This window comes from Methanobacterium bryantii, assembly GCF_002287175.1.
GTDB classification, from domain to species: domain Archaea; phylum Methanobacteriota; class Methanobacteria; order Methanobacteriales; family Methanobacteriaceae; genus Methanobacterium_D; species Methanobacterium_D bryantii.
Genome location: NZ_LMVM01000001.1, coordinates 297,238 through 309,498 on the forward strand (window position 1 = coordinate 297,238; position 12,261 = coordinate 309,498).

The window sequence follows — 12,261 nt, forward strand, 5'->3', positions numbered from 1 at the left end:
CATTATAAAAAAAAAAAAAAAAATATAATTAAATAATTTAAAAAAAGAGTTTATAGATTTAAATAAAAATTTAATGCTTAAAAAGCATTAAATTTAATTAATGCCTTGGATCCTATTCAGTGACTTTTATAGCTTTCATTGGGCAGGAACTGGTGCAGAATGCACATCCAATGCATAACTGGTCATCTACCAGTATGGTCCAGTCATCAGAGATAGATATGGCTTTTACGGGGCATAAAGAAATACATGCTCCGCAGTCCACGCATTTTTCTTCCTCTTTTTTCACCACTTTTTTAATAGGATCTACACTAATTCCCTGGCTTTCCATGTATTCAATACTCTCTGTAACTTGATTTCCTGATATTTCAACCAGCAGTTTACCTCCCTTAGGAGTTATATTTGCCCTTAAAATATTGAAATCTATATCATAAGATTTTATTGTGTCTGAAATTATTGATTTATTGGTTATATCCGGTGAAAATTTTAGCCAGGCCTTCATTTGCACACCTCGTCGTTATTTTTTTCCTTTCCAATTAATCTGGAGATATCTTCTGCAGTGATCATTCCCTTAACTTTGTTATCTTTATCAACAATTGGGAGCCCTGAAATCTCGTGTTTATCTATTCTTCTTGCTACTAAATCCACAGGTTCGTCTTCACGTGCTATTATGACTCTTTTTGTCATGACATCCATCAATTTGGTTTTACCTTTGGCAATAGCATTTGCTATGTCCCATGAAGTCACGATTCCCTTAAGCTTGCCACTTTCATCTACAACTGGTAAGTGGTTTATGTTGTTATCAACAAGCTTCTTGGCAACATCGCTTATCCTCTCTGTTGGATATGCCCTTATTACAGGTTTGCTTTCTAAATTCTTTACAAGAGTAGTAGGCTTTGTAATTTCAAGTGGATTTACAGTGTACCCTTCCGATGGTAATTTTATGATGGGTTCTGTAAGGAAGAAGTTGCCTTTAGTTATCCATGCTTTAAGTTCATTTGCAATTTCTTCAGCTTTTTTATAGGATGATAATGGTGATGCGTTAACTTCCACGCCGTTAATTTCAATTTTACCTGTTTTAAGTTCTTTATAATTTGTTTCTTTTATAACTGGACGGCTGCGCTTTGGAACTCCATAGTCTACAACCTGGCAGACGATGTCTTCATCGCTTATAGCTGTTCTTCTAGCTATGTCTTCGTTTAAAACAGGAATAGGAATTCCAGCACCAACATATAATGTAGGGCCGTATTTCTGCATGGTCGCGCCCCTGACGAAATCGCTGCTCATCTTTTTCATATCTCCCATGAGCATTAATGTCCCGGAACCGCTGATAGGAACTCCATTTCGACGTTCAGCATCAGTAGAGTGCTGTGTTCCTTCGCTGATTATGTATCCTTCTCCTCCACACAGGAATATTCGAGTTCCCATGCCTATGGTTTCAAAGTAAGGATCATTGAGGAGCGGACTCAGCTGCCCTGCACTTGAATAGCTTGCATTCCCAAAATAAGGCAGGAGTGTTCCCATGTAAGTGTATAATGTTTCTTCAGTTGAATTTGTAGCAACGGCATAATTTTGATAGCAGTTTCGTGGATTTACCATCACTGCCTGATTTAATTTATCGAGGGTAATGGTGGTTTCTATCTCCTTCCGAGGATAACAGTCAGTACCATAAGCTTCTACAGCAAGATCTATTTCTTTGCCTCTGATTAAATCTTCAATTAAATGAGAGCCACCATAATCCATGCCTATTTGGGGATTTCTATTTAATTGAGTAGCTCCTATATATGCATCAACAGCAGCAAGCCCAGAATAGGCTTCAACATTATTTAAATATGTTTTGTTCATTTTAATAGGAGGATCAGAATGACCGAAATTTAAAAATGCTCCTGAAGAACACATAGCACCGAATGTACCTGTTGTAACAACATCTATTTCTTCTGCAGCTGCTTTTACACCGTTTTGTTCAACAAAAGTTGTCATCTCTGCAGCAGTTAAGACAACAGCGTCACCAGTTTCGATTTTTTGGTTAATCTCTTTAATTGTCTTCATTTCACCACGTCTAATATTATTATAATGATTTTATAAAAGCAATAGATTTTGAATCTATTTTAATTTAGTCGGCTTTGGTTTTAGAAATGTTTTAATGTACATTTTACCTCCGCATGCAATAGTAATAAAGTTTAATTAACATAACTGAATTTTTCGTCCCCTAAAATAAAGAGCTTTAGATCAAAAGTTGTCAATTATATTACCTTATCATAATTGCATTTTTTCTAAGATATATTTAACTCAAATGGTGGTCTTAAGAAACATCACTCATTTTAAATAATGAAATGTCAATTTTATCTCTTGGGTATGGTTATTAAATTCAACAACCAGCTTAAACATAATTAATATAAAGGCCTTATTACATAATATAAATAGCTCTATCTTTTAAAAAAAATCGCTGCCAGTGGTTATTAATTGATGGGGACATGATACTTCTTAATTGCCATATTTTATGGCTAAACTAACATTTATATTAATATCAATAATTTAAGTAGATTTATTTTGGATAAACAGAGAAAACTAACAATTAAAGGGAGATATGAATGACAAATCAACTAGATCTCGATTTATTTGAGAGAATACTCAATAAAATAGAAAATAAAGTGGATTATGCTGATATAAGAGTCAGTGATAGTCAAAATACAGCTATTACTATGAAAGATGGTAAAGTTCAGGAGATAAGATCCGGGTCTGATTTTGGAACTGTTATCAGGGTTTTGAAAAATGGGGCATGGGGTTCGGCATTTACAACCGAGCTTTCAAGGATGGATGAAGTCGTAGAAACTGCCCTTAAACTGGTAAAATCATTAAAAAGTGATGTGGAACTTGCTGATGTTAAGTCAAAAGTTGACAGTGTCAAATCAAAGGCCCAAATAAAACCTTCCCATGTATCAATCGAGGACAAAAAGGACCTCATGAATGAAGTCAACCAGGCTGCAACCATCGAAAAAATAGTCAGTACCACTGTAAGTTATGTTGATGCGGAAGGAAAAAGCTTATTTTTAAACACGGAAGGTACTTCAATTACAAATGAAGAATCTCGGGTGGCAGTATTTTTAAACGCTGTTGCAGCGGAAGAGGATATGATCCAGTTTGGGCATGGAAGTATTGGGGGGGCACGTGGATTTGAAGTGCTTCAAAAGGAAGATATAGAAAAATTCGGGAGAAAAGCAGCGGATAAGGCAGTAAGGCTTTTAAGTGCTAGTAAGCCACCTTCGGGGAAATTTCCAGTAATATTGGACCCTGAACTTACGGGTGTATTTATCCATGAAGCTGTAGGTCACGCTTCTGAAGCTGATTTAATTTTACAGAATGATTCAATTCTTAAAGGCAAGATGGGGACTCAAATTGGATCAGAATTGGTTACAATAATAGATGATGCCAGTATGGATGCATTTGGTTATTATCCATACGATGCAGAGGGTGTAAAAAGCAGTGAAAATGTGCTGGTTAAAAATGGAATGCTTGTATCTCTGTTAAGTTCCAGAGAGTCTGCGGCAAAACTTGGAATTTCATCTTCAGGAAATGCAAGATCTAGAGTCGGGGATCAGCCAATTGTTAGAATGAGTAATACATACCTTAAACCTGGAGATATGAAATTTGAAGAGTTAATTGAAGATATGGCTAATGGAATTTACCTTAAAGGTTCCAGAGGAGGGCAAGTAGATACTGGAAAAGGTATTTTCCAATTCAATGCTGCTGAGTCGTTCATGATAGAAAATGGAGAAGTAAAAGATCCTTTAAGGGATGTATCTTTATCTGGAAACATCCTGGAAATCCTTAATAAGGTGAACGGTGTTGGAAGCGACTTCAAATTAAGCATTGGATTCTGCGGAAAAGGAGGTCAAACTGCTCCTGTTGGGGATGGAGGACCTCATGTAAGGGTCAGCGAAGCGACCGTTGGAGGGGCAATGTAAATTAATTTTTTTTCATTTATTTTTCATTTTTTAGGGGGTAAATTTAATGGTATCTGAAGAAGAAGGAAAATTTCTGGTAAAACTTGCAAAGGAGTCTATAAAAAATTATATAGTCCGTAGAAAAATTATGGATGTACCTGAAGATGTTCCTGATACTTTAAAAGAAGATATGGGTGCATTTGTAACCTTAAATAAGAATGGAATGCTCAGGGGCTGCATAGGTTATTCAGAACCCGTTAAGCCACTTGTAAATGCTGTAATTGACGTTGCTATATCTGCTGCAGTAAATGATCCTCGTTTTCCACCGGTAAGCCTTGATGAAATAGATGACCTTGAAATTGAAGTAAGTGTACTTACAAAACCTGAGATTATTGAGGTTGAGAAATCTGAAGAATATCTGGATAAGATTGAAATAGGTAAAGATGGTCTTATTATAGAAAGAGGCCCATTCAAAGGGTTGTTACTTCCGCAAGTAGCTGTAGAATGGGGATGGAATGTAGAGGAGTTCTTATATAATACCTGTACAAAAGCAGGGCTTACTGCAGACTGCTGGCTCTACAATGATGTAAAGATATACAAATTCCACTCTGAAATTTTTCATGAATGAATATGAGATTGGAATTTTTTTTAATTACTTAAATTTGTTAATTGTATTTATCTAACGTTTTAAATTCCATTCCGTGAATGGATGGATATAAGATTTAATTCAGATGTTATGTATTAGGGTTAACTATCCTCAGTTTTAATTCCATTTTGAAATTTTTTAATCACTTATATTTGTATACGATGTGTCTGTCTAAGGAGATTTATAGCTCCCTTTGTAAATTCAATGGGTAATCTGAAAAGTAATCAAGATCTTTTATTTGATAGTTATTAATGCGCTATTTATAAGGCTGTTAATTTTTTTTAATATACTAAAAAATTCTTTTTAATCCCTTTAAACTAAAGTAAAGTTTTAATTCTTTTTAATTAAGGCGGAAGATTCTCTGACTTCAGCTCGTTGTATAAATGGAGTATATCCTCTTCTGCTTCCTCACTTAAAACCTTAGATGCTTTATCAAAAAGTCCATTTTCCTTTTCTTCGATCTCCATGTGATGAACCACAAGATCATTCAGCCGCCTTAAGCTGTCTGCCCATTCACGGTCTTCTTCATTCATATTTTTCATTCTTGCCATTGTTCTGAATGCTTCTTCATTTTCTCTTTTGGTTTCATTTACCAATTCTTCATCGATAAAGTCCATTGCAGGATAAAGAAACTGTTCTTCACCAAGCATGTTAGCTTCCAGTTCTTTCTGGGCTTCAGGATACTTTGAGGTATCTCTTAAGGTTTCATTAAACAATTTTTTAATATGGGCATGATCCTTCTTAAAAACTTTGTAAACATCTCCTTTTGACAATTGAATACCTCCTGTGTTTAATCATATTATGTTTTTGAAAGTTAATAAATTTATTCAAATAGTTAATAAAACTGGGTTGATTTCATATATAATCGAAACTCATGTTTGAGAAGAATTCAAGATTCAGTGAGTTCTAATAACTCCCTTTTAACGCTCATATCTATGATCATGTGTAGAAATAGTACTGTACATTAAATTGCAATATTGATTAATTAAGTTGAAATTGTTCAGACAAGTTTAATTCATTTAATCAAGAATTTTACATAAATTTAAATAGTCACATTTGCACAACATTCAATTCATGAGCGTTTGAAAATAAATAAAAACTTGTTTAAAGCTACAACTTTATATATCTCAAATATATATCTAAATTAGAAAAAAAGTGATTTATAAATAAATACTTGTTTTATGAAATTCAATATCATATTATGAAAATACTGGAGTCTTGAAAAAAGATTTCAAATCCCTTAAAATATTGATTTTTATCATACTTTTTGCTTAACAAGTTAATTAAAGGAATTAAAGTGATTATATGTTTATACCAACAGTACCAACGCCTGATGAAATCTTAGATAAAAGCTTTAGAAGGGCCAAAAAAGCAGCCGATAAGGTAAGGACATCCAAGGTCCCCCGTTATCAAATGGCGAAAAAAACAGAAGAGGCCAGAATAAAAACAGCCTGTCAAGTTACAAAAGATACATTAAATAATTTACTGGATAAGACACCGCAGGTGGAACAAATGCACATGTTTTACCAGGACTATATCGATGTTATGGTTGGTGTAGATGACCTTAAAAAGTCTCTTGGGGCTTTAAACTGGGCAGTAGGTATTGTATCCAAGATTGAAAATGAATATGTGTTTAAAGTAAGAAGGTCAAAGTCTGAAAATGCAGCAAATGTTAGACGGGCTGCATTCGGTAGAATTGCATCTGTGATGCGTCAAATAAAAGAGGAACTTGACTTCTTAGATTTTGTAAAAGGGAAACTTCGGAATATGCCTACCATAGATTTTGAAGCATTCACACTGGTTATAGCAGGGTTCCCAAATGTTGGAAAATCTACACTGCTTCGCCAGATCACTCCTGCCGAGCCAAAAGTTGCAAACTATCCTTTTACAACCCATGGGATTCAAATAGGGCACTTTGAGAAAAGATGGAAAAAATACCAGATAATAGATACACCCGGACTTCTTGACAGGCCTATAAGGGACATGAACAATATTGAACTCCGCGCTATGGTTGCACTGGAACATTTAGCTGACGTCATTTTATATATTTTCGACGCATCTGAAACATCTGGTTATCCACTCGATGCTCAGATGAGGTTATATGAAGAAATAAAACATGTTTTTGACACTCCAATAATAAGTGTTTTTAACAAAATGGATTTGGTAGAAAATAATAAGTATTTAGATGAATATATTAGTAAACTGAATGAACCTCTAATGATTTCAGCATCAGAAGGTTCTGGCGTGGATTTAATAATTGAAGAGCTGGAGGAATTTAATGGTGGAAAAAAAGGAAATAAAGACTAAAAAAGAATTAGAAATGGAAAAAGCTGAAAAAGATGTTCCAGTGTCAAAATCAACTGAACCTGAAGAAGTTAAAGTGGAAGAAGTAGAAAAACTTCCAGATGAACCTCAAGTAGAAACCGAACCTGAATCAGAAAGAAAATCAGAATGGGAAGCCAGGGCAGAAAGAGGAAGAGGAGCTGCACAGAAGTTTTTTGATGATATGATAGGTACATTCCGCGAAAGAGGGGGAGACTTTGAGAAAGCTCTATCTGAATATACGGCATCTGCTCCGAGTAAACTAGCGACTGATGTAATAGAAACTGATGGCAATATAATTGTTAAAGCAGATATTCCTGGTGTTAAAAAAGAAGATATAGTCATTGACTTAACAGATGACTCAATAGAAATCTTTGCAAAATTTGAAGAAGAAACAGAAGAGGAAGGTAAAAACTTCATCAAAAAAGAAAGAAGATATGGTGAAGCAAGAAGATCTTTAATACTGCCAGAAGCAGTTAAGGTCAAAGAAGCATCAGCTAAATTTGATAATGGTGTCTTAACAGTAACACTTCCTAAATTAGAAGAAAAAAAGAGATTCCAGGTAAAAGTTGACTAAATATACCTGTAATTTCATTTTAAAATTTTTACTTTATTTTAAATAGATCATGAATTCATGACCATTTATTCATTTTTAAACAGATATTTGATGAGTATGTCATAGTTTGAATTAAATGGAGGAAATATAATGAATGGAAGGCCTAAAAGGAGAACTTCGATTGATAAGATAATAGATGATGCTATGGATTATATCAATGATGTAAGCGACGAAATTGAAAGATCTATTAGCAGTTATACAAGCGCTCCAGAAACTGATTTAATTGAAACTCATGATAACATAATAGTCCGCACAAATCTTCCTGGAATTAAAAAAGAAGATATAAAAATAGATTTAACAGAAGAAAAACTTAAAATTAAAGTTTTAGGTTATGAAGAGACTCCACTGGAAAAAGGGGCTCAAGTAAAATCAAAAGGAAGAAGACACGGCAAAATAAAACGAGCTGTAAGGCTTCCAGAAAAAGTTATAGTAGAAGAAGCAGCTGCCAAACTTGAAGACGGTGTTTTAACTGTTACTATGCCTAAAGCAGAGAAAAAAGTAAGGCATGAAGTGCCTATTCACTAATTCTTTTCTCTTTTTAATAGGTACTGAACAGCTTATTTTTCACTTAATAAACTTAAACTGCTTTTGATATGGCTAGAATTTAAAAATATAAGAAGTTTACTTTATTAATGGTAAATAATTAAATATCCGAAATGTATTAAGTTTAAAAAGTTATTTTATTTACTATAAAAATAAGAAGAAGGTTAATATCTAACCTTCCCAATGTGCCTTGTAGCCCCTGGATCTTCGTTATTAATGTCTGCAAGATAGTAAATAAACCATTCAAGTGGAATTACAAGGGAAAAAGGCGACATTAAATGGTTCATATCTGAATAATCTTTCATATTGTAAACGAGTGATTTGGTTCCCAGTTTTTCACAAAATTCAATGGAACGCGTGGTCATGTCATCTCCAGGATAATCTGCATTTAAAAACACGATTGGAACATCTTTTTCAGCACGTTCAATTAATCCGTGTCTAAATTCTCCAGAATATAGGGGACACGCATGTTTTAAAGCTCCTTCCATGAACATGGTCATTGCAAGTTTGTATGCAAGCCCATAATTCGGCCCGCTTCCCATGCAGTAGAATATGTCTTCATCTTTAAATTTTAGAGCAATCTCTTTGCCTTCATTTTCTGTTTTTTTAATCAGGTCTTCAGTTGCAGATGGAAGTTTTTCGATATTTCCTAAAACTTCTTTTTTTATTTTATGGGCATCATCATCTTTGAAATCATTCATGCTGAATAGAATTTCATACAGGCTCATAAGTTGAGTTACATAAGTTTTAGTTCCAAGTATTGCACTCTCTCGCCCACCTCTTGTAATCACAGTGTCATCAGCTTCTTTAATCATTGTGCACTGGTTTTCATTGGTTATTGCTACTGTGTAAATGCCTTTTTGCTGTGACCTCCTAAGAGCAGCGACAGTATCTGCAGTTTCTCCTGATTGGGAAGTTAAAAGAGCTCCAGCATTCTCATTTTCAATTTTCTTATTGTAAAAGAATTCATATCCTGTGTAAACTTCTATATTTTTATCTGATATGAAATCAAGCGCGCTTTTTGCAGAATAGCATGTTGAAAGTGAACTACCGCATCCTAAAAGATATACTTTATCAAATTCTTCAAACTTTTCTGCAATCTCTTTCATATGTGATTTTTCTTCACTTAAAGTATCTTTCAGGGATCTCGGCTGTTCTATAATTTCATCATACATTTTATACTTCATTATTTTCCCTCAACCTTAATTTTCATGCCATAAATTCATTTTTAAGATTTTAATTTGGCGTAATATTGATCAATTCTTTGATTTTAAATATTCAGGGATTCACCTTAATACTTTCAGAATTTTATAGTATAATTACTTTACTTTATTCGTTCACATAAACTTTTTTTCTAAAATGCTTCATCGAAAACTCACTTTAATGGATATATGCAATTAAAGATTTACATTAACTGCATTGTTTAAACATTGGTTAATTTCTCAATTTTTTCCATGTATCGAGTATAGGTTTCATCCAGACTTTCTCTAATAACCCTAGTATTTGCAGTTGTCCCTATAAAACTGGACTCAAATTTAAACCGGGGTACAAGGTGGACATGGATATGTTGTATACGTTGTCCTGCCACTTCACCAAGGTTAATTCCTATATTTATCCCATCTGGATGTATAACCTCTTTTATAAGCGTTTCTGCTTTTTTTACAGTGTTAAATAAATTTTTAAGAGATTCTGGATTTAATTCATTCAAATCGGTGTAATGCTTTGTTGGAATAACAAGGAGATGTCCTGTTGTATAAGGAGCTATATTTAAAACTACCATATCTTCTCCATCATTGTAAAGCACATGTTTTGAAACTTCTGGATCACCTTTTGCCATTGCACAGAAGATACATGATATATCTGAACTTTTTGGATCTGATTTTTCGGCAGGAGGGGTAAAAATTACTTTATAACCTTCTTTAGTATTGAAAAGTCTCGCGATGCACGCTGCCATTTTGGCAACATCTACTGCACTGGTACCAATTAAAGTAATTGAAGGCTCTTTTCCCCAAGCACCTTTGTGATATATAATGTCTGGAATATCTCCAATTCTTTTAACGGCAGTCTCAACACCCCATGGGATGGTACCGCCTTCTACTTGCCTCACGTCTTCAGGTTCATCATTTCTATCATAAAATGAGACTTTAAGCCCTAATTTTTCACTTATTTCAATTATTTTGGGGCTATATTTAATATTCATGGCACTTCTCTTTGAAGAATCATGTTTCATCATGCTTAATACTAATCTGGCCATGTGTGAAGATACTCCGAATTCTGGTTCTACGAAAGCTTTTGGTTTACCATGTACTATTGTTATCCTTCCTGGAATTCCTGCCACGTCATTTACATCTTTTGCGTTCTCTTTTGCCATTACAATATTACTTCGTACCTCTGGAATAAATGCAGCTAATTCTTCAGAGTTTTGTATAATTTCAACGGCTTTTTTCAGATTCTCTATTTCCATAACTAATTACTATATCTGTAATCAGATATAAGGATTAGGATTAAAATAAGGAAGGGTACTATCTAGTCTAATAAACTACTTCAATAAAAATGGATTTTCATATTTTTTTTTATATGCGCTCCCGATTAAAGACTGATTTTGTTTTAAAGCACATAAATGATCTAATGCATAAATAAATGGCTGAAAGTATGTATATGGTGCTATTATTGAAATTTATACCTTATGACTTTATATAATTAGTCCTAATAGAGTTTTATATCTGTATATTGTTATTATAAACCTTTTTTTTATAAATTAAAAACATAATATTTATATATTTATGATTTAAATACATTATACATGCCTAAAATTTCCATAGGTTAAATTATCTTTGGATAGGGAGGGGATAAGATTAAGCAACACGTGTTGCTTGTAGTATTGATATTTGGCATTGTATTGATGGGTTTAGGTGCTGTTAGTGCTGTTGATTCTGCCACAATGAACGGCACGTCCAATGCAACATTGAATAAAACATTAAATAATTCTGTCCACGCTACATCATCTAATGTATCTAAAGTGACTAAACAGTCAACAAGTTCAATGAAGGGCTACTGGATGTTTTCGTCATCAGCTGCAAAGTTAAATTCAAATTCAGCAGCCGCTCTTAAAAAAAAGGGAATTACGGATGTATTTGTTTGTACAAGGGACACTAGTGGAAAATATCATTACAGTGAATTAAATAATGCTATAAGTCAGTTAAAGAAGTATGGAATAAAAGTCCATGCGTGGATAGTTTGTTTTAATTATAATGGTCATTTTGTAAACCCTTCAGGGTATTACAGTAAGAAAATGAAGGTTTACGTAAAAACAAAGAAGTATTGGGGCATTAAATCTAAATACAAAGTTAAAAAGAAGGTATGGTACAAATCAAGATATATATACCGGGGTAAATGGCACTATAAATGGAAATATACCTGGAAATATGTAACTAAATATAAAAAAGGTTGGATATATAAGCCGGTTTACAAATATGTGGCAAAAACAGGCTATGATACTTCTTACAATAAGAAATTAATAGCTGCAATTAAAAATATCAATGATAATTACGCTGTTTCTGGAATTCACCTGGACTATGTAAGATATTCTGGAGTTGCCAAATATGGTAATGCAGCATATCAACAGCATGGTGGGGTAAATGCAGCAGTAAATGCAGTAACATCATTCGTTAAAAGTGTCAGAAGTACGGTAACTAAAGAGCTTTCAGCAGCAGTAATGCCTGAAGGAACAAAAAATGCATATTATTATGGTCAGGACTACGGAAGATTTGCAGATTACGTTGATTTTCTAGTTCCAATGACTTATCAGGGGAATTATAATGCAAATAATGCATGGATAACTGATAAAATAAAATATATCGTAAGCAATGCAAAAGGAAAACCAGTATATGCAGGTTTGACAACATACTGTTCTGATTGTAATCTTAAATCGTTGAGTTTAAATGCATTACAACAGGATGTAAATTCTGCAAATGCTGGAGGAGCATCTGGTTTTGTACTGTTTAGATATGGTTTTGGATGCTCTTACGTACCTGCCTGGACTTGAAGCTACTTAAATTCAGAAAATAAAAAGGTTAATATAATAAATTAGTTAAAATCTCTTTAAATTCATTTTTTAGGATTTAAAGGGTATTTATTTTTTATTTAGACCTGCTGTTTTGGTATCTATTTTAAATAAATAATTATTAATTATA

11 protein-coding genes are annotated in these 12,261 nt (G+C 33.5%); 6 read left to right on the forward strand and 5 right to left on the reverse strand.

What is annotated here, in order from left to right; translation table 11 throughout:
• Positions 1-112: 112 nt before the first annotated feature.
• Complete coding sequence (locus ASJ80_RS01445) at positions 113-499, reverse strand: NIL domain-containing protein (protein WP_069583515.1); 387 nt, start codon at positions 497-499, stop codon at positions 113-115.
• Positions 496-2,046 carry a homocysteine biosynthesis protein gene (locus tag ASJ80_RS01450; protein WP_069583516.1) on the reverse strand — a complete coding sequence of 517 codons (1,551 nt, stop codon included), beginning with the start codon at positions 2,044-2,046 and terminating at the stop codon, positions 496-498. Before ASJ80_RS01450 ends, ASJ80_RS01445 begins: the two co-directional genes overlap by 4 nt.
• A 542-nt stretch (positions 2,047-2,588) precedes the next feature.
• Between ASJ80_RS01450 and ASJ80_RS01455 the strand changes: the two genes are divergently transcribed.
• Both ASJ80_RS01455 and ASJ80_RS01460 read left to right on the forward strand, forming a co-directional pair.
• Positions 2,589-3,962, forward strand: coding sequence for a TldD/PmbA family protein (locus ASJ80_RS01455; RefSeq protein WP_069583517.1), 1,374 nt, complete (start codon positions 2,589-2,591; stop codon positions 3,960-3,962).
• A 46-nt stretch (positions 3,963-4,008) separates the two neighbouring features.
• Positions 4,009-4,569: a TIGR00296 family protein gene (locus tag ASJ80_RS01460; RefSeq protein ID WP_069583518.1), complete on the forward strand. Its 561-nt coding sequence runs from the start codon at positions 4,009-4,011 to the stop codon at positions 4,567-4,569.
• Positions 4,570-4,931: 362 nt separating this feature from the next.
• Here ASJ80_RS01460 and ASJ80_RS01465 read toward each other — a convergent pair whose 3' ends face one another.
• Complete coding sequence (locus tag ASJ80_RS01465) at positions 4,932-5,360, reverse strand: hemerythrin domain-containing protein (RefSeq protein WP_069583519.1); 429 nt, start codon at positions 5,358-5,360, stop codon at positions 4,932-4,934.
• 532 nt (positions 5,361-5,892) lie between these two features.
• On the opposite strand from ASJ80_RS01465, the gene ASJ80_RS01470 reads away from it, so the two are divergent.
• The 3 genes from ASJ80_RS01470 (at position 5,893) to ASJ80_RS01480 (ending at position 8,050) form a co-directional block, all read left to right on the forward strand.
• Positions 5,893-6,894: an NOG1 family protein gene (locus ASJ80_RS01470; protein WP_069583520.1), complete on the forward strand. Its 1,002-nt coding sequence runs from the start codon at positions 5,893-5,895 to the stop codon at positions 6,892-6,894.
• Positions 6,866-7,486: an Hsp20/alpha crystallin family protein gene (locus ASJ80_RS17415; protein ID WP_245837424.1), complete on the forward strand. Its 621-nt coding sequence runs from the start codon at positions 6,866-6,868 to the stop codon at positions 7,484-7,486. The genes ASJ80_RS01470 and ASJ80_RS17415 overlap by 29 nt, the downstream gene beginning before the upstream one ends.
• A 129-nt stretch (positions 7,487-7,615) precedes the next feature.
• Positions 7,616-8,050, forward strand: coding sequence for an Hsp20/alpha crystallin family protein (locus ASJ80_RS01480; RefSeq protein WP_069583521.1), 435 nt, complete (start codon positions 7,616-7,618; stop codon positions 8,048-8,050).
• Between the two features lie 182 nt (positions 8,051-8,232).
• Here ASJ80_RS01480 and ASJ80_RS01485 read toward each other — a convergent pair whose 3' ends face one another.
• Both ASJ80_RS01485 and ASJ80_RS01490 read right to left on the reverse strand, forming a co-directional pair.
• Entirely contained in the window at positions 8,233-9,255 is a 1,023-nt protein-coding gene (locus ASJ80_RS01485) for an SIS domain-containing protein (RefSeq protein ID WP_069583522.1), read from the reverse strand.
• Between the two features lie 236 nt (positions 9,256-9,491).
• Positions 9,492-10,532: a thiamine-phosphate synthase family protein gene (locus ASJ80_RS01490; protein WP_069583523.1), complete on the reverse strand. Its 1,041-nt coding sequence runs from the start codon at positions 10,530-10,532 to the stop codon at positions 9,492-9,494.
• A gap of 402 nt (positions 10,533-10,934) precedes the next feature.
• Between ASJ80_RS01490 and ASJ80_RS01495 the strand changes: the two genes are divergently transcribed.
• A complete protein-coding gene (locus tag ASJ80_RS01495) occupies positions 10,935-12,113 on the forward strand; it encodes a glycoside hydrolase family 10 protein (protein WP_141705175.1) in 1,179 nt (392 codons plus the stop codon).
• Positions 12,114-12,261: the final 148 nt, after the last annotated feature.

Bases quoted from the DNA above. Each gene is read 5' to 3' on its own strand.
- ASJ80_RS01455 (WP_069583517.1), top strand. From the start codon at position 2,589: ATGACAAATCAACTAGATCTCGATTTATTTGAGAGAATACTCAATAAA.
- ASJ80_RS01445 (WP_069583515.1), bottom strand. From the start codon at position 499: ATGAAGGCCTGGCTAAAATTTTCACCGGATATAACCAATAAATCAATA.
- ASJ80_RS17415 (WP_245837424.1), top strand. From the start codon at position 6,866: ATGGTGGAAAAAAAGGAAATAAAGACTAAAAAAGAATTAGAAATGGAA.
- ASJ80_RS01460 (WP_069583518.1), top strand. From the start codon at position 4,009: ATGGTATCTGAAGAAGAAGGAAAATTTCTGGTAAAACTTGCAAAGGAG.
- ASJ80_RS01470 (WP_069583520.1), top strand. From the start codon at position 5,893: ATGTTTATACCAACAGTACCAACGCCTGATGAAATCTTAGATAAAAGC.
- ASJ80_RS01480 (WP_069583521.1), top strand. From the start codon at position 7,616: ATGAATGGAAGGCCTAAAAGGAGAACTTCGATTGATAAGATAATAGAT.
- ASJ80_RS01450 (WP_069583516.1), bottom strand. From the start codon at position 2,046: ATGAAGACAATTAAAGAGATTAACCAAAAAATCGAAACTGGTGACGCT.
- ASJ80_RS01485 (WP_069583522.1), bottom strand. From the start codon at position 9,255: ATGAAGTATAAAATGTATGATGAAATTATAGAACAGCCGAGATCCCTG.
- ASJ80_RS01490 (WP_069583523.1), bottom strand. From the start codon at position 10,532: ATGGAAATAGAGAATCTGAAAAAAGCCGTTGAAATTATACAAAACTCT.